Genomic DNA, 17739 nt, shown 5'->3' with positions numbered 1-17739 from the left:
TTATTTCCTGAGCTCCTGGTACATGACGTGCAGTCCTACGAAACCAATCTCGGGATGATTGAAGGCCTCGGGAACGGTGGCCAGGATCCGGAACCCCATGGACTGCCACAACCACACAGCCCGGACATTGCTTTCCACCACGGCGTTGAACTGCATGGCACGGAACCCTGCGGTTTTGGCCTCCTTCAGGGAGTACTCGCACAAGGCGCGGGCGATGCCCCTGCCGGAATGCCTGGACCCCACCATGTAGCCGGCGTTGGCAACATGGCTGCCGCCGCCGGCCTGGTTGGCGTGGAATTCCCCGGTACCCAGGACCTCGCCATCGTCAGCCACAGCCACGAAGGTCTGGCCCGGGGCATCCTTGGTCCATTTGTCCCGTGCTGCGTCTTCAGCGGTGTCACGGTCCCAGGTGAAGGTCTCACCCTCGCGGATGACGGGCTCCATGACGGCCCAGATGCCGGGCCAGTCATCGGGGGCGGCGGGGCGGATGTGGAAATTCTTGTCGCGGCTCACAGCGGAAACGCTAGCAGCCCCGGCACCGGGATCACGCCACGCCCAAGGCAGGAGTAGTGTTTTCTGCAGGCAAAGCTGTGTGGGATTAAGGCAGGAGGAACGCTGTGCCGTTGATTCGCCGTGTGGCGCTCCTGTCCCTGCATACCTCGCCCATGGAGCAACCCGGTGCCGGGGATGCCGGCGGGATGAACGTCTACGTCCGTGCGCTGGCCATGGCGCTGGCGGAAAACGGCGTGGAGGTGGAGATCTTCACCCGTTCCACCAAAGCCGGGCAACCCGCCGTCGAACATCCCGGTCCCGGAGTCTGCGTCCACAACGTCATGGCCGGTCCCCGCCGGAAGCTGCCCAAAGAAGAACTTCCCGCCCTGCTCCACCAAATGGTGGAGCAGATCGATGCCATCCGCCGCAGCCAGCCGCACGGACGGTACGACGCCATCCACTCGCACTACTGGGTGTCGGGCGTGGCGGGCCTTGAACTTGCGGAGCTGTGGAACGTGCCGCTGGTCCACACCATGCACACCATGGCGAAGGTCAAGAACCTGGTCCTGGAGTCCGGCGAGCGCCCCGAGCCCCGACGGCGGGAAGAAGGGGAACAAAGGATCGTCGACGGCGCGTCCCGCCTGATTGCCAACACCCCCGCTGAGGCCGAAGAACTGGTCTCGCACTACGGCGCCGACCCGGACCGGATCGATGTCGCGCCGCCCGGCGTTGACCTGAACGTGTTCACGCCATCGTTCCGGCGGAAGGCGCGCAGGGAGCGGGGTGTCCGGCCTGAGAGCTTCCACATTGTTTTTGCCGGGCGTATCCAACGGCTCAAGGGACCGCAGGTATTCGTCAAGGCGGCGGGAATCCTCCGCAAGCGCCGTCCGGACATCGATCTTGAGATGACCATCCTCGGCTCGTTGAGCGGTGCCAAGGACTTCAACCTGCAGCAGGTCATCCAGGACGCAGGGCTCAGCGACATCGTCACGCACCGCCCACCTGTAGTGGCCCCGGAACTTGCCGGCTGGTTCCGGTCCGCGGACGTGGTGGTCATGCCTTCCTTCAGCGAGTCGTTCGGGCTCGTGGCGTTGGAAGCACAGGCGTGCGGCACACCTGTGGTCGCGACCAAGGTTGGCGGCCTGACCCGTGCCGTCTCCGATGGCAGGACCGGAATACTGGTCGAGGGGCACGATCCTTCGGATTGGGCCGATGCCCTGGAGGACCTGTACGACGACGTCCGCACGCGCGAAGACATGGGCAGGGCTGCGGCAACACACGCTGAGTCGTTCGGATGGCAGCGGACCGCCGCCATCACCCTGGAGAGCTACAAGGAGTCGGTGTCAGACCTGCTGGTACCTGGCAGGTGATGTCTTGGCGGCAGGGCTTCCGCTGCATGCCCGGCCCCGGCTGGTAGATTGGCGCGCACGGCGCAGGCCCACATCCCGGGCACGCACCGAACCGCCACCGAGCCGAAGGACAACGATGTCTGAGAACAAGGTCCTGACCGATCTTGAAATAGCCCAGCAGGCCACGCTGCTGCCGATCGAACAGGTCGCTGAGCGGGCCGGAATACCCCGGGATGCTCTGGAACTGTACGGGCGGTACAAGGCGAAGGTCGATCCCGCCCGGCTGCTCCCTGAACCGGGGAAGCCTGCAGGACAGGTGGTCCTGGTCTCGGCCATGTCCCCCACTCCCGCCGGCGAGGGCAAGTCCACCACCACCGTGGGACTCGCCGATTCCCTGGCCCGTGCCGGGCACAAAGTGATGATTGCCCTCCGGGAACCGTCCTTGGGGCCCATCCTCGGCATGAAAGGCGGTGCCACGGGCGGCGGGTACTCGCAGGTGCTGCCCATGGACGACATCAACCTGCACTTCACCGGAGACTTCCACGCCATCACCTCGGCCAACAATGCCCTCATGGCGTTGGTGGACAACCACATCTTCCAGGGAAACCAGCTGGGAATCGACCCGCGCCGCATGACGTTCAAACGCGTCCTGGACATGAACGACAGGGCGCTCCGGGAAGTGGTGATCGGCCTGGGCGGTCCCGCACAGGGTGTCCCCCGGCAGGACGGCTTCGACATCACCGTGGCCTCGGAGATTATGGCAATCTTCTGTCTGGCATCGGATCTGGAAGACCTCCGCACCCGGCTGGGCAGGATCACCTTCGGCTACACCCACGACCGGCGGCCGATGACCGTCGCCGACCTTGGCGTCCAGGGGGCACTGACCCTGCTCCTGAAGGACGCCATCAAGCCGAACCTGGTCCAAACCATCGCCGGAACGCCGGCGCTCGTCCACGGCGGCCCCTTCGCCAACATTGCCCACGGCTGCAACTCGATCATCGCCACCCGGACTGCGCAGGAACTGGCGGACATCGTGGTGACCGAGGCCGGCTTCGGCGCGGACCTCGGGGCCGAAAAGTACATGGACATCAAGGCGCGCTTCGCAGACGTGGCGCCTTCCGCCGTCGTGGTGGTTGCCACCATCCGCGCGCTGAAGATGCACGGCGGTGTTCCCAAGGAGGACCTGGCCCGCCCCGACGTGGAGGCTGTTGCCGCCGGGGTTGAAAACCTCAAACGGCACGTGCAGAACGTGGCGAGGTTCGGCGTCACACCGGTGGTGGCCATCAACAGGTTCGCCACGGACACCCCGGAAGAACTCGAATGGCTGCTCGCCTGGTGCGCAGCGGAAGGCGTGGAGGCCGCCGTCGCCGATGTCTGGGGACGCGGTGGTGGAGGCGACGGCGGCGACGAGCTCGCTGCCAAGGTGGCCGCCGCGCTCCAGGGCCCGTCCAGCTTCCGCCACCTGTACCCGCTCGGGATGCCGGTGGAGGACAAGATCCGGACCATCGCCCAGGAAATCTACGGCGCAGATACCGTGGAGTTTTCCGTCCCCGCGGAGAAGCGGCTCGCCGAGATCGAGCGGAACGGTTGGTCCGGCTTTCCGGTCTGCATGGCCAAGACGCAATACTCGTTCACCGACGACGCCTCCAGGCTGGGTGCTCCCAAAGGGTTCAAGGTGCACGTCCGCGAGCTCATTCCCAAGACGGGGGCGGGCTTCATCGTGGCGTTGACCGGCGCTGTGATGACCATGCCCGGCCTGCCCAAGGAGCCGGCGGCCATGCGGATGGACGTGGACGCTTCCGGCAAACCCACCGGCCTCTTCTGATCCTCTCTCACCAAAATCCCCCTTTTGGCAATCCCTCTCTCACCGGGTGCGAGAGGGATCGCCAAAAGGGGGTAAAAGGTGAGAGAGCGTCGGGGAAGGTGGGGGCGCTTAAAAGGCGAGCGGCCCTCCCGGTGGTTGGTTACCAGGAGGGCCGCTCGTCGCTTTGGCGGTTTAGCGCTCGATGTCGCCGCGGATGAAGGCTTCAACCTTCTCGCGGGCGATGTCGTCGTTGAACTGCTCCGGCGGGGACTTCATGAAGTAGCTGGATGCGGAGAGCAGCGGACCGCCAATGCCGCGGTCCAGGCCGATCTTGGCGGCGCGGATGGCGTCAATGATCACGCCTGCGGAGTTCGGGGAGTCCCAGACCTCGAGCTTGTACTCAAGCGAAACGGGGGCATCGCCGAAGTTGCGGCCTTCCAAACGGACAAAGGCCCACTTGCGGTCGTCGAGCCAGGCCACGTAGTCGGACGGGCCGATGTGGACGTCATCAGCGTGCAATTCGGCCTCGACGTTGGAGGTCACGGCCTGGGTCTTGGAGATCTTCTTGGACTCCAGGCGGTCGCGCTCAAGCATGTTCTTGAAGTCCATGTTGCCGCCAACGTTCAACTGGTAGGTCCGGTCCAGCGTGACGCCGCGGTCTTCGAACAGCTTGGCCATGACGCGGTGCGTGATGGTTGCACCGATCTGGCTCTTGATGTCGTCGCCAACAATGGGGATGCCGGCCTCGGTGAACTTGTCGGCCCATTCCTTGGTGCCGGCAATGAAGACAGGAAGTGCGTTGACAAAGGCGACGCCGGCGTCGATGGCGCACTGGGCGTAGAACTTGGCAGCCTGGTCCGAGCCAACAGGCAGGTAGCAGACCATGACGTCAGCTTTGGCTTCCCGCAACGCTGCTACGACATCAACGGCTTCTTCCGGAGCCTCGACGATTGTCTCGCGGTAGTAGCGGCCCAGTCCGTCGAGGGTGTGACCGCGCTGAACCTTCACACCGGTGGCCGGAACGTCGGCGATCTTGATCGTATTGTTCTCGCTGGCCCCGATGGCGTCGGCGAGGTCCAGGCCAACCTTCTTGCTGTCGACATCGAAAGCGGCAACGAACTCGACGTCGTTGACGTGGTACTGGCCGAACTCAACGTGCATCAGACCGGGAATCGTGGACTTCGGGTCAGCGTCGCGGTAGTACTCGACACCTTGGACCAACGATGCGGCGCAGTTTCCTACGCCGACAATGGCAACACGAATCGGATGTGAAGACACGGAACTCCTTTGGGAAAACCTCAGTGCCACGCGATGCCCCGGCTGAGCCCGGAGAGCGGCAGATTGGCACGGCGCCATTCGGCGCACACTTTTGCATTCTAACCAACACACGAGGGGCCGCCGTTATTCCCGGCTGGCCCCTCGCAATATGTCAGCAGCTTAAACCCAATCGACGGCACCCGGCGGGACGTGAGAGTGGATGGGTGGGGCTGGTTACTTCTGGGCCCACAGGTTGATGTCGGACTCGACGGCGAATTCATCGATCGCCGTCAGCTCCTCATCGGTGAAGTCCAGGTTGTTGATGGCGCTGAGCGTGTCCTCGAGCTGGCGGACACTGGAGGCGCCGATCAGCGCAGAAGTGACGGGCGACCCCTTCGGCTGGTCCCGCAGGATCCAGGCCACCGCCATCTGCGCGAGCGTCTGACCTCGTCCCTGCGCGATGGCGTTCAGCCCGCGGACCCGGTCGAGTTTGTCTTCTGTCAGAGCCGATTCCGACAGGAACCTTTCCTTGGCTGCACGGGAATCCGCAGGCACACCGTTGAGGTACCGGTCCGTCAACATTCCCTGGGCCAGCGGCGAGAAGGCAATGGACCCGGCGCCCACCTGGTCCAGGGCCTCATAAAGGTTGGGGCTGCCGTTCTCAGTCCAGCGGTTGAGCATGGAATAGCTGGGTTGGTGGATGAGCAATGGCGTGCCGAGTTCCTTCAGGATCCGGGCTGCCTCCAGTGTCTGCTCAGGAGTGTAGGAGGAGATGCCTGCATACAGCGCCTTGCCGGACCGAACAGCGTAATCGAGCGCGCCCATGGTCTCCTCCAGCGGAGTCTCAGGATCAGGCCGGTGGCTGTAGAAAATATCCACGTAGTCCAGGCCCATGCGCTCCAGCGACTGGTCCAGGCTGGAAATGAGGTACTTCCGGGAACCCCACTCACCGTACGGGCCGGGCCACATGTAGTAGCCGGCCTTGGTGGAGATGACCAGTTCATCGCGGTAGGGCTTGAAGTCTTCCTTCAGATGCCGGCCAAAGTTGGTCTCGGCCGAGCCGTCCGGGGGTCCGTAGTTGTTGGCGAGGTCAAAGTGGTTGACGCCGAGGTCGAACGCACGGCGCAGGATGGCGCGCTGTTCGTCGAACCGCTTGTCATCGCCGAAGTTGTGCCAAAGCCCCAGCGAGATCGCGGGAAGCTTCAGTCCACTGCGTCCGACGCGGCGGTAGGGCATGGTTTCGTAGCGGTTTTCCGCGGCCGAATAAGTCATACGTACCATCCTGCCACCGTGTCGCTCCGGGTGACGGCGCCGTCCGTCATGTGGGCGCCGTCACCTTTGGAGCAGCTAGCCTTGGTTGACGCGCACGACGGCGGCGCTGGCGCCGGGAAGCGTCAACGTGCCGTTATCCAGGGCTGCTTGTGCGTCCGTTGCCAGCAGCATCGCCCCTTCCACCGGGGTATCGAGCGTTTCCGACCCGAAGTTGCACACCACGCGAAGGTCTCCGCGGGTCATTTCGAGCCAGTGCTCCTCATCGTCGTATTCCACGGAGGTGTCCGCGAACCCACCGTCTGCCAGGACAGGATTGTTTCGGCGCAGCTGTGCTAAATCGCGGTACAGTGCCAGCAACTTGGCGTGGTGGCCGTCGGATGCTTCCTCCCAGTTGAGTTTTGAGCGGCGGAACGTCTCCGGGTCCTGCGGATCGGGAACCACGTCCGGGTCCCATCCCATCCGCTCGAATTCCTTGATCCGGCCCTTCGCCGTGGCTTCCCCCAAGTCCGGTTCCGGATGGGAGGTGAAAAACTGCCAGGGGGTTGAAGCCCCGAACTCCTCGCCCATGAACAGCATGGGCGTGAACGGCGACGTCATGGTGACCACGGCACCGATGGCCAACTGGCCGTAGGACAGCGATGCCGTCAGGCGGTCGCCAATCGCACGGTTGCCGATCTGGTCATGGTTCTGCAGGCAGACCACCAACGCCGAGGGGTGTGCCAGGTCCCGCCGGATGGGCCGGCCGTGGTGACGTCCGCGGAAGCTTGAGTAGCTGCCATCGTGCAGGAAGCCGTGTTCCAGGACCTTGGCCAGAACAGCCAGGGAATCGAAGTCGCCGTAGTAGCCGGTGGTCTCGCCACTGAGGTTGACGTGGAGGGCATGGTGGAAGTCATCGCTCCACTGGCCTTCGAGCCCATACCCGTTGTCCCTGCGGGGGTAGATCAGCCGCGGGTTGTTGAGGTCCGACTCGGCAATCATGGTCCGCGGGATGCCGGTTTCCGCTTCGACGGCATCACCGAGTGCGCCAAATTCTTCCAGGATGTGCACGGCGCGCTCATCCCGGAGCGCATGAACTGCATCCAGCCGCAAACCATCCACGTGGTAATCCCGGAGCCACATGGCGGCGTTTTCCAGAATGTAGCGCCGAACGTCGTCCGAGCCGGGACCGTCCAGATTCACCGAGTCGCCCCAGGTGTTCCCCTCACCGGACTTCAGGTACGGGCCAAACTTGGGCAGGTAGTTGCCGCTGGGTCCGAGATGGTTGTAAACGACGTCCTGGATCACTCCCAGCCCGGCCGCGTGGGCCGCATCCACAAACCGCTGATAGGCCGCCGGTCCGCCGTAGGCCTCATGCACGGCGTACCAGAGGACGCCGTCGTAGCCCCAGTTATGGACGCCGTTGAAGGCGTTCACCGGCAGCAGTTCGATGAAGTCCACGCCCAGGTCCACCAGGTAATCGAGCTTCCCGATGGCTGCTTCCAGGGTGCCTTCCGGTGTAAAGGTCCCAAGGTGCAGCTCGTAAATAACAGCACCCTTGAGGCTGCGGCCCTTCCAGTTGTGGTCCTTCCACTGGTGGGCGGAGGGATCGAAAGTCGCTGACAACCCATGAACGCCGTCGGGCTGCCGCCGTGATCGGGGATCCGGGAACGGCCCTTCGCCGTCCACGATGTAGCCGTAAGGGACGGCCTCGCCGGCCGCCACCCCGGCGGGGGCGCGCCACCAACCCTGCGCGCCGCCGTCGTTGTTTTGCTCCATGCTGTACTCGCGGCCGTCCGCGAGCAGCTTTACCGAACGTGCGTCCGGTGCCCACACATCAAAAAGCTCTTTTCCAGCAGCGTGCTCCATCAAGCTCCCCTATACATTCAAGCGTGTGCAGTAACGGTGTGGCGCGGCGCTTCAGTCAACCGGGACCAGCAGCGCCACCGGGTAGTGCTCCAGCAGCGTAGCCAGCGGGACAGGACCGGCGTCGAAAGTGGTTCCCGTCAGTTCGTCGCGGCTCTTGGCTGGAAGGTCCACAGCGGTGTCCCGCCAGCCGCCATTGCGCTCCAGGGCTTTGGGAAGCCTGGTGGCAACGGTCACTGCGCCCGGGGCGTCCGCGCCACGGCTGAACGCCACCACGTGGGCGGCCGCTGCGCCGGTGGCAGCCACCGGCTGGTACCCGCCGAACAGCTCCGGACGATCCCGCCGCAGCCGCAAGGCCCTGGACACCACCAGGAGTTTGGCGGCCTCGTTCGTCCTGGCCGGGCGTGCGCCGCCATCGAGTTCCGCGAGCGCATCAATCCGTGCCTGGAAGTCCACAGGCCGCCTGTTGTCAGGGTCCGTCAGGGAACCATCCCGGAATTCCGTGCCCTGGTAGACGTCGGGCACGCCGGGCATGGTCAGCTGCACCAGCTTGGCGGACAAGGAGTTGGACGTACCGTACGGCTCAAGTTCCGCGACGAAGTTCTCCAACGCGGCCCCGACCTCCGGAACATCGAAAACGGAGTCGACGGCGGCAGCCAGGTGCCGCTCGAACTCCAGGTTGGGGTCGGTCCAGTTGGTGGAGTTGCCGGCCTCGCGGGCAGCCTTGAGGGCGTAAACCTGAAGACGGCTGCGGTCCGCCGGCCAGGCACCGGCGATCGCCTGCCAGATCAAGGCGGACAACGGACCGTCAGGAATCGGCGTCAGGTCCTGGACCGTGCCGAGGAAGAGTTCCCACTCGGGGACCGACTCGGAGATCACGGAAATCCTGGCCCTGGCGTCCTCGCTGCGCTTGGTGTCGTGGGTACTGAGCGTGGTCATGGAGAGCGGCAATTCCGCCTGGCGACGGGCCATCCTCTGGTGGAATTCCCCGGGAGAAACGGCGAACTCCGTGGGATCGGCACCCACCTCCGTGAGCGTACCGAGCCGGGTGTAGCGGAAGAACGCCGTGTCCTCCACGCCTTTGGCCATGACCATGCCCGAGGTCTGCTGGAACCGCCGGGCAAGCTCGCCGGTGGTGTCCAGCAGCAGCGGACGAAGTCCCTCCAGGACTCCGGCCAGCTCCGGCCGGTGCTTGGCCGCGTGCTCGATCGATTCTTCCAGGATTTCCTGGCCGTACGGCAGGTAGGTCCGGTAGACGGGGAACCAGCAGATGATCTCGGCGAGGGCATCGGCTACGTCCAAGCGCGGCAGCGCACTGGTTTCCTGCACCAGGCGGGACAGGCGCAGGATTTCCGAGCGGAGGATGCCGTCGGCGATGCGCCGCTTGGTGCCGTGGATCATGACCTGGTAGTTGGCAGGCTCGGCTTCGTCCCGGAGCCGAGCGTCGAGGTCGTCGAGGAACTCTTCAGCGGCGGGGTCGACGAAGAGCCGGTCCACATCTGCCAGGGCGTCGTATCCGGTGGTGCCTTCGCACTGGAAGGTTTCCGGCAGCTTCTCCCCGGGTTCCAGGATCTTCTCCACCAGCAAGTACGCGCCACCTGTGGCCTCCTTCAGCCGGGCCAGGTAGCCCTCGGGATCGGCCAGGCCGTCCGGGTGGTCGATCCTCAGTCCATCCACCAGTTCCTCACGGAACCAGCGGACGATCTCCTGGTGCGCTTCGTCGAAGACCCACGGTACTTCCACCCGCACCCCGGCCAGGGTGTTGACGGCAAAGAACCGGCGGTAGTTCAGTTCCGCGTCGGCCCGGCGCCATCCGACCAGCTCATAGTGCTGCCGGTTGTGGACGTCCTGCGGTGAGTCCCCTTCGGTCCAGGTGCCGTCGGCCAAAGGGAAGCGGTGGTCGTAGAAGTGCAATTCGCCGTCGACGATCCTGAGCTGGTCAAGGTCATCGTCTCCGCCCAACACAGGGATGCGGATCCGGCCGCCGCCGAAGTCCCAGTCGACGTCGAACGCTTCCGCGTACTTGGACGACCGCCCTTCCTTCAGTAACTGCCACCACCAGGCGTTCTGGCCAGGTGATGCTACTCCCATGTGGTTGGGGACGATGTCCGCGAGGACTCCCAGCCCTTCCTTCCGCGCTGCCTTGGACAAGGCTTCCAGGCCTTCCGGCCCACCACGGGACGGGTCCACCGTGGAAGGATCGGTGACGTCGTAGCCGTGATCGGACCCTTCCTCGGCGGTCAGGATGGGCGAGACGTAGACCCAGTCGACACCCAGGTCCTTGAGGTAGCCCGTCAGTTCCGCTGCATCCTGCAAGGTGAAGCTCGGACGGATCTGCAGCCTGTATGTGGAGACTGGAGTCCTCATGAGTCCGCCTTCTTCTGGTCTGCCTCAGAGTCGGCTTCCGCCTCCGCACCGGCAGTGTCCGCCCCACCCGGTTCCTCCCCGGCAGTATCCCCGGTTCCGGCGCCTTCGTCGTCCTTGTACCCCAACGCAATCGACGTGACTGCAGGCGCCGTCATGGAGGCGGTCTCCGGAGTGCTGGTCTGGGTCAGCGCCGCCAGCGAAGCGGCCACGGAGTGGTCCGGTTCCACCTCGGGAGTGCTGTGTGCCCGGAGCACCACCAGGGACTTGCCCGCCACCATGAGGATCTGGTCGGCCTTGACGATGTCAGCCTCCGCACCTTCTCCCCCGGTGTCGATCATGACGTCCCAGGCTGCGGCGTATTCGTCCGAGGGTATCCGGAATCCGACTTCGTCGACGTCGGCGTTGAAGTAGAGCAGGAAGTTCACGTCGGTAATCCGGCGTCCCTGATGATCCAGCCCACGGATGCCGTCACCGTTGAGGAATACACCTACCGAACGGCCCAAGGCGGTGTCCCAGTCCCCGGGTGTCATGGTGCTTGCGTCCTTGTCCAGCCACACGATGTCCGGAAGCCGCTCACCCTCACCACGGACAGCGGGGCGGCCATCGAAGAACCGGCTGCGGCGGAGCGTGGGATGCTTGGCGCGCAGGGCGCTGACGGCGGCCGTGAACTCGATCAACGGCTGGTCCACGGAGTCCCAGTTGATCCACGTGAGTTCGGAGTCCTGGCAGTAGCCGTTGTTGTTGCCCTGCTGGGTGCGTCCGAGTTCGTCCCCGTGGAGCAGCATGGGCACGCCCTGGGACAGGAAAAGGGACGCGATGAAGTTCCTTTGCTGCCGCGCCCTCAGGCCCAGCACCGTGGGATCGTCCGTAGGCCCTTCAACACCGCAGTTCCAGGAGCGGTTGTGGGATTCGCCGTCGTTGTTGTCCTCGCCGTTGGCCTCGTTGTGCTTCTCGTTGTAGGACACCAGGTCCATGAGCGTGAAGCCGTCGTGCGCCGTGACGAAGTTGATGGACGCGAAAGGACGGCGGCCCGAGTGCTCGTAGAGGTCGGCCGATCCGGTCAGGCGGGAGGCGAACTCACCCAGCGTTGACGGTTCGCCGCGCCAGAAGTCACGGACGGTGTCGCGGTATTTGCCGTTCCATTCGGTCCACTGCGGCGGGAAATTGCCCACCTGGTAACCGCCGGGGCCGACGTCCCACGGCTCGGCGATGAGCTTGACCTGGGACACCACCGGGTCCTGCTGGATGAGTTCGAAGAAAGTTGAGAGCTTGTCGACGTCGTAGAACTCGCGGGCCAGCGTGGAAGCGAGGTCGAACCGGAATCCGTCCACGTGCATTTCCGTCACCCAGTACCGCAGCGAGTCCATAAGCAGCTGCAGGGAGTGCGGGCTGCGGACATTCAGCGAGTTGCCGGTGCCGGTGTAGTCCATGTAGTACTTCTGGTCGTCCTCCACCAGTCGGTAGTAGGCCGAGTTGTCGATGCCCTTGAAGGACAGCGTGGGACCGAGGTGGTTGCCTTCAGCGGTGTGGTTGTACACCACGTCCAGGATGACCTCGATACCGGCGTTGTGCAGCGAACGGACCATGGCCTTGAAGTCCTGGACCTGCTGACCGGTATCGCCCTTTGAGCTGTAGCTGTTGTGCGGGGCGAAGAACCCGATGGTGTTGTAACCCCAGTAGTTGCTCAGGCCCTTGTCCTGCAGGATGCCGTCGTTGACGAACTGGTGCACCGGCATGAGTTCAATGGCGGTGACGCCGAGCTTCTGGAGGTGCGAGATCACGGCCGGATGCGCCACGCCTGCATAGGTACCGCGCTGCTCTTCCGGCACCTCCGGGTGCAGCATGGTAAGGCCCTTAACGTGGGCCTCGTAAATCACGGACTTGTGGTAAGGGATGCGGAGGAGCTTGTCCCCGTCCCAGTCGAAGAACGGGTTGATGACCACGCCCAGCATCATGTGGGGTGCGGAATCTTCATCATTGCGGGAGTCCGGGTCTCCCAGGTTGTACGAGAAAAGGGACGGATCCCAGTCGATCTGCCGGTGCACTGCCTTGGCGTAAGGGTCAAGCAGCAGCTTGTTGGGGTTGAACCGCTGGCCTGCGTCGGGGTCGTAGGGCCCGTGAACGCGGTAGCCATACTTCTGCCCGGGCTGCACCTGCGGCAGGTAGCAGTGCCAGACGTACCCATCCACTTCCTTGACATCCACGCGGACTTCGCTGCCATCGTCGTCGAAGAGACACAGTTCCACCCGTTCAGCCCTTTCACTGAACAGGGCAAAGTTGGTGCCGGTGCCATCGAATGTGGCGCCCAGCGGATAAGCCGATCCAGGCCAGACTTCCATGCGTTCTCCTCTTAGGTGATGCGAACAACTGCTGCAAGCCTACTCATGACCCCCGACACGGACAGTAACCTTACGGTTTTCCGTGGTCGCATTCCGCGATCAGCGAACCAATGACGCGGGGTACCGCAGCCATGATCGCCGAAGCTGTAAGGGGTCCTCCAGCAAAATCCTCCGACGCCGCCCGACCCGCCCGGCCATGGATCCCCGCCGCTGCCGCGGCAACAGCAGCCCAGCGGTCTTCGGGCTTCAGGCCCAAGGCGGCGTAAGCTCCGTCGTCGTCCATCAGGGCGTCCGTGGACTGCGCCAGCAAGGCGCCCAGGACCCCGGCCAGAACGTCGCCACTTCCGGCGGTGGCCATCCAGGGGGTGCCGTCGGACTGGCTGAAGACAACGCCCGACGGCGATGCCACCAGTGTGGTGGCGCCCTTCAGTAACACGGTGGCCCCCGTTTGTTGGGCGGCCTGCCGTACAAAGTGGAGCGGCCGCGACTCGACGTCCTCCCGTGTCACGGCAACCTCGCCCGTGGAGGGGAGCGAGGCAAGCAACACGGCCAGTTCGCCCGCATGGGGAGTCAGGATCCACTGCGGCGGGCACCGTTGCGGAAGGAGCTTCAGCGCACCGGCATCGACGACGACCGGCAGCCCGGCGTCCAAGGCAGCCTGGGCAGCGGTCCGGGCGTGGTCCTCCTGCCCGGGGCCGTCAACGCCCGGGCCCAGGAGCCAGGCCTGGACCCTGCCGGAGGTCTCCTCTTCCCAAAGGGCCTCGGGAGTCCTGGCCAGGACCTGCCGTGCGGCCGCCTCAGGCCCTACATAGCGGACCATGCCGGCTCCGGCCACGGCTGCGGCATGGACGCTCAACACGGCGGCGCCGGCAAATCGTGGTGACCCGGCGACGACGCCGAGCACCCCACGGGAGTACTTGTGTGACCGGCGTTGCGGATGCGGCAGGAGGGCACCCACATCCGGCGCTCTAAGCCGGCGCAGCTCAGGCGCCTGGGATGCCAAAGCGTCCTCGATGCCGATCTCCACCAGCACGGTCCGCCCGGCGCATCCCTCACCGGGGTCTGTCAGGAGCCCCGCTTTGATCCCGCCGAAGGTCACGGTGAGGTCCGCCTGCAGCACCGGCCAATGGACTTCGCCTGTACTGGAATCCAATCCGCTGGGAACATCACAGGCCACAACGCACCGGGGCCGCAGTTCCTGCAGGGCCGCCACGAGCTCAGCGGACGCACCGCGGAGGCCACCCCGGGCCCCCGTTCCCAGCAGGGCATCGATGACTACGTCATCCCCGGCGCTTCCGACGGCAAGTTCCTCGGCATTGCCACCCTGCAGGTGCAACACCCGGCCACCCGCGGCCAAAAAAGCAGCCAGAGCGTCCGGGTGCGCCTCCGGTGAGGCGAGCACCGCCGTCGTACGCATCCCGCGGCGGGCCAACATGGCGGCGGCGAAGAGGCCGTCCCCGCCGTTGTTCCCCTTGCCCACCAGGACCGTGAGGGCGGCCCCGGCCAGCTTTCGGCGCCTGCCCACCTCCCGGACCACAGCCTGGGCCAGCCCGTAGGCAGCCCGCTGCATGAGAACAGCGCCCCCACCGGCGTCCAGGAACGGTTTTTCCGCATCCCTGATCTGTTGTCCGGTGAAGGCGCTGATCATTATTCTGTTGTGTCCGTTCTATCCCTCGGCGAGGACAGTCGCCGTGGCGATGCCGCCGTCGTGGCTCATGGACAGGTGCCACCGCTTGACGCCCTTGGCCTCGGCGACAGCAAGCACTGTTCCCTTGACCTGGATGGTGGGGCCGTTCTGGTCGAGTCCGATCCAGCAGTCCTGCCAGTTCATGCCCGCGGGGGCTCCCAGGACTTTGGCGACGGCTTCCTTGGCAGCAAAACGGGCGGCCAGGGACCGGGTGTTGAGTTCCCGTTCAGCAGGAACAAACAGACGGTCCCGCAAGCCGGGGGTCCGTTCCAGTTGCCGACCGAACCGCTCGATGTCTACGACGTCTACGCCAATGCCAACAATCATGCCGTTATTCTACGGTCACGCTCTTGGCCAGGTTACGCGGCTGGTCCACGTCGTAACCCTTGGCTCCGGCCAGTTCAGCGGCAAAGATCTGCAGCGGAACCGTGGTGAGGAGCGGCATGAGCAGGGTGGGCGTCTCGGGAACGTAGAACACGTGCTCGGCGTAGGCCTTGACGGACTCGTCACCTTCCTCGGCGATCACCAGGGTACGGGCACCACGGGCGCGGACTTCCTGGATGTTGCTGACCACCTTGGAGTGCAGGGAGTCACGGCCGCGCGGGGACGGAACCACCACGAAGACGGGCTGGCCTTCGTCGATCAGGGCGATCGGGCCGTGCTTGAGCTCGCCGGCAGCGAAGCCTTCAGCGTGGATGTACGCGATTTCCTTGAGCTTCAGGGCACCTTCCAGCGCTACGGGGTAGCCCACGTGGCGGCCAAGGAACAGCACGGATTTCTCGTCCTTCATGCTGCGGGCCAGTTCGCGCAGCGGGCCGGACTCGTCCAGGATGGTCTGGATCTTGGCGGGGATCTTGTTCAGGTCCGCGAGGACATCCTTGATCTGGCCGGAGAAGATGTTGCCGCGCAGCTGTGCCAGGTAGAGGCCCAGGAGGTAGGCAGCGGTGATCTGCGCAAGGAAGGCCTTGGTGGAGGCAACGGCAATTTCCGGACCCGCATGCGTGTAGAGGACGGCGTCCGATTCGCGCGGGATGGTGGAGCCGTTGGTGTTGCAGATGGAAATCGTCTTGGCGCCCTGTTCGCGGGCGTAGCGGACAGCCATCAGGGTATCCATGGTCTCGCCGGACTGGCTGATGGAAACAACCAGCGTCTTGGCGTCCACGATCGGGTCGCGGTAGCGGAACTCGTGGGCAAGCTCCACCTCGGTGGGGATGCGGCACCAGTTCTCAATGGCGTACTTGGCAACGAGGCCGGCGTAAGCGGCGGTGCCACAGGCCAGGACGATGATCTTGTCCACCTGCTTGAGCAGCTCCGGGTCGATGCGGAGCTCGTCCAGCGTCAGCTTTCCGTTGAGGTCCGAGCGGCCCAGGAGCGTCTGGCCAACGGCGTCCGGCTGGTCGTGGATTTCCTTCTCCATGAAGGAGTTGAAGCCGCCCTTTTCCGCAGATGCCGGATCCCAGTCGACGTGGTATTCCTTGCCCTCGGCAGGAGCGCCGAAGAAGTCGGTGATTTCCACCGAGTCGGCGGTGATGGTGACGATCTGGTCCTGGCCCAGTTCGACGGCGCGGCGCGTGTAGTCGATGAAGCCGGAGACGTCGGAGCCGAGGAAGTTTTCGCCCTCGCCCAAACCAACCACCAGCGGGGAGTTGCGGCGGGCAGCAACCACAACATCCGGCTGGTCGGCGTGGACAGCCAGGAGGGTGAAGGCACCTTCCAGGCGCTGGCAGGCCAGGCGCATCGCCTGGGTGAGGTTGCCGGCGTCGCCGTTAAGCTGGTTGCGGAAGATGTCACCCAGCAGGGCGGCAGCAACTTCGGTGTCCGTCTCGGACTCGAAGGTGACGCCCTTGGCGATGAGCTCCTGCTTGAGCTCTGCGAAGTTTTCGATGATGCCGTTGTGGATCAGCGCCAGGCGGCCACCATCGGACAGGTGCGGGTGGGCGTTGCGGTCGGTGGGACCGCCGTGGGTGGCCCAACGGGTGTGGCCGATGCCGGTCAGGGATTCCGGGACCGGGTTTGCTTCGAGTTCGCTGACCAGGTTGCTCAGCTTGCCGGACTTCTTCCGGGAGGAGATGGTCCCGTCAGCCACCACTGCGACGCCCGCGGAGTCGTAGCCGCGGTACTCAAGACGACGCAACCCCTCCACAACGACGTCAAGGGCGCTGTGGCCAGCTCCCTGACGAGACGAATTGCCTACATAGCCTACGATTCCACACATGGGCACAATCCTAGCGGCTGGTGCAAACAACTGATGTGGGACGTCCTCCCTCACCGCCGCAAGCATGAGGCGTGCATCACCCACAATTCATCTGCCGGTCGTCGCGCATTTCCTGTTACGCCGCGCTAAGGGCAGAATCGAGAGCGTGACTTTGCAACGCACCGAAGCAAACGGCGACGGCGCTTCCCCCTTTGTTGAGTTGGACCGGCAGACCTGGTCCAGGCTCGCAGCCCAGATGGAGCAGCCCCTCAATGAGGAGGACATTTTCCGTCTCCGCGGCCTCGGTGACCCCCTTGACATGAAGGAAGTCCGGGAGGTCTATCTCCCGCTTTCCCGCCTCCTGCACCTTTATGTGGAGGCCTCACACCAGCTTCACGCCGCCACCACCACCTTCCTGGGCGAACAGACGCAGCGCACGCCGTTCGTCATCGGCGTTGCCGGCTCGGTGGCCGTGGGCAAGTCCACCATTGCCCGCGTGCTGCGCGAGATGCTGCGCCGTTGGCCGGGAACGCCGAATGTGGAACTCATCACCACCGATGGCTTCCTCTATCCGCTGGCCGAACTGAAGCGCCGCCATCTGCTGGAACGCAAGGGTTTTCCCGAGTCCTATGACCGCCGCGCCCTGTTGCGTTTTGTGTCCGAAGTCAAAGGCGGCGCCGAGGAAGTCCGTGCCCCCTGGTACTCGCACGTGACCTATGACATCGTGCCCGGCAAGGAAGTGGTGGTCCGCCGTCCCGATGTCCTCATTGTCGAAGGCCTCAACGTTCTGGCGCCCGCGCGTCCCCGCATTGACGGCAAGCAGGGCCTCGCATTGAGCGACTTCTTCGACTTCTCCATCTATGTGGACGCCAAGACCTCCTACATCGAGGAATGGTACGTCGACAGGTTCCGCAAGCTCCGCTCCACGGCGTTCGCGCAGCCGGAGTCCTACTTCCACCGGTACGCCACCCTGTCCGACGACGATGCCGAATCCACGGCGCGTGGCATCTGGAAGCGCATCAATGAGCCCAACCTGGAGGAGAACGTCCTGCCCACCCGCGGCCGGGCGCAACTGGTGCTCACCAAGGACGCCGACCACTCCATCCGACGCATGCTCCTCAGGAAGGTCTGACCCC

12 protein-coding genes are annotated in these 17739 nt (G+C 64.6%); 3 read left to right on the top strand and 9 right to left on the bottom strand.

Annotated features, from left to right (window positions below; translation table 11 throughout):
• Positions 1 to 513, bottom strand: coding sequence for a GNAT family N-acetyltransferase (locus ACSVIE_RS03630; protein WP_442423029.1), 513 nt, complete (start codon positions 511 to 513; stop codon positions 1 to 3).
• A gap of 104 nt (positions 514 to 617) precedes the next feature.
• Between ACSVIE_RS03630 and mshA the strand changes: the two genes are divergently transcribed.
• Both mshA and ACSVIE_RS03620 read left to right on the top strand, forming a co-directional pair.
• Positions 618 to 1862 carry a D-inositol-3-phosphate glycosyltransferase gene (gene mshA / locus ACSVIE_RS03625; RefSeq protein ID WP_442423028.1) on the top strand — a complete coding sequence of 415 codons (1245 nt, stop codon included), beginning with the start codon at positions 618 to 620 and terminating at the stop codon, positions 1860 to 1862.
• Positions 1863 to 1977: 115 nt separating this feature from the next.
• The gene (locus ACSVIE_RS03620) at positions 1978 to 3666 is read left to right on the top strand and encodes a formate--tetrahydrofolate ligase (RefSeq protein WP_442423027.1); all 1689 of its coding nucleotides are present in this window, start codon (positions 1978 to 1980) and stop codon (positions 3664 to 3666) included.
• Between the two features lie 171 nt (positions 3667 to 3837).
• On the opposite strand, the gene ACSVIE_RS03615 is transcribed toward ACSVIE_RS03620, so the two are convergent.
• From ACSVIE_RS03615 to glmS, 8 genes are all read right to left on the bottom strand, one after another.
• Positions 3838 to 4923 carry an inositol-3-phosphate synthase gene (locus ACSVIE_RS03615; protein ID WP_426003585.1) on the bottom strand — a complete coding sequence of 362 codons (1086 nt, stop codon included), beginning with the start codon at positions 4921 to 4923 and terminating at the stop codon, positions 3838 to 3840.
• 213 nt (positions 4924 to 5136) lie between these two features.
• Positions 5137 to 6174 carry an L-glyceraldehyde 3-phosphate reductase gene (gene mgrA, locus ACSVIE_RS03610; protein ID WP_426003586.1) on the bottom strand — a complete coding sequence of 346 codons (1038 nt, stop codon included), beginning with the start codon at positions 6172 to 6174 and terminating at the stop codon, positions 5137 to 5139.
• A gap of 75 nt (positions 6175 to 6249) precedes the next feature.
• Positions 6250 to 8019, bottom strand: coding sequence for a malto-oligosyltrehalose trehalohydrolase (gene treZ, locus ACSVIE_RS03605; protein ID WP_426003587.1), 1770 nt, complete (start codon positions 8017 to 8019; stop codon positions 6250 to 6252).
• A gap of 51 nt (positions 8020 to 8070) precedes the next feature.
• Positions 8071 to 10383, bottom strand: a complete 2313-nt coding sequence (gene treY, locus ACSVIE_RS03600; RefSeq protein WP_442423026.1) for a malto-oligosyltrehalose synthase — start codon at positions 10381 to 10383, stop codon at positions 8071 to 8073.
• The gene (gene glgX / locus ACSVIE_RS03595; RefSeq protein WP_442423025.1) at positions 10380 to 12722 is read right to left on the bottom strand and encodes a glycogen debranching protein GlgX; all 2343 of its coding nucleotides are present in this window, start codon (positions 12720 to 12722) and stop codon (positions 10380 to 10382) included. Before glgX ends, treY begins: the two co-directional genes overlap by 4 nt.
• A gap of 70 nt (positions 12723 to 12792) precedes the next feature.
• The gene (locus ACSVIE_RS03590; protein WP_442423024.1) at positions 12793 to 14370 is read right to left on the bottom strand and encodes an NAD(P)H-hydrate dehydratase; all 1578 of its coding nucleotides are present in this window, start codon (positions 14368 to 14370) and stop codon (positions 12793 to 12795) included.
• Between the two features lie 18 nt (positions 14371 to 14388).
• Complete coding sequence (locus ACSVIE_RS03585) at positions 14389 to 14736, bottom strand: holo-ACP synthase (protein WP_018776647.1); 348 nt, start codon at positions 14734 to 14736, stop codon at positions 14389 to 14391.
• Between the two features lie 4 nt (positions 14737 to 14740).
• Entirely contained in the window at positions 14741 to 16624 is a 1884-nt protein-coding gene (glmS, locus tag ACSVIE_RS03580; protein WP_442423023.1) for a glutamine--fructose-6-phosphate transaminase (isomerizing), read from the bottom strand.
• A 145-nt stretch (positions 16625 to 16769) separates the two neighbouring features.
• Between glmS and coaA the strand changes: the two genes are divergently transcribed.
• Complete coding sequence (gene coaA, locus ACSVIE_RS03575) at positions 16770 to 17735, top strand: type I pantothenate kinase (protein WP_426003595.1); 966 nt, start codon at positions 16770 to 16772, stop codon at positions 17733 to 17735.
• The last annotated feature ends 4 nt before the right edge of the window (positions 17736 to 17739 follow it).

The organism is Paenarthrobacter sp. NCHU4564, from assembly GCF_052156435.1.
Lineage (GTDB): Bacteria > Actinomycetota > Actinomycetes > Actinomycetales > Micrococcaceae > Arthrobacter.
This window is presented reverse-complemented; position numbering and strand designations above follow the sequence as displayed.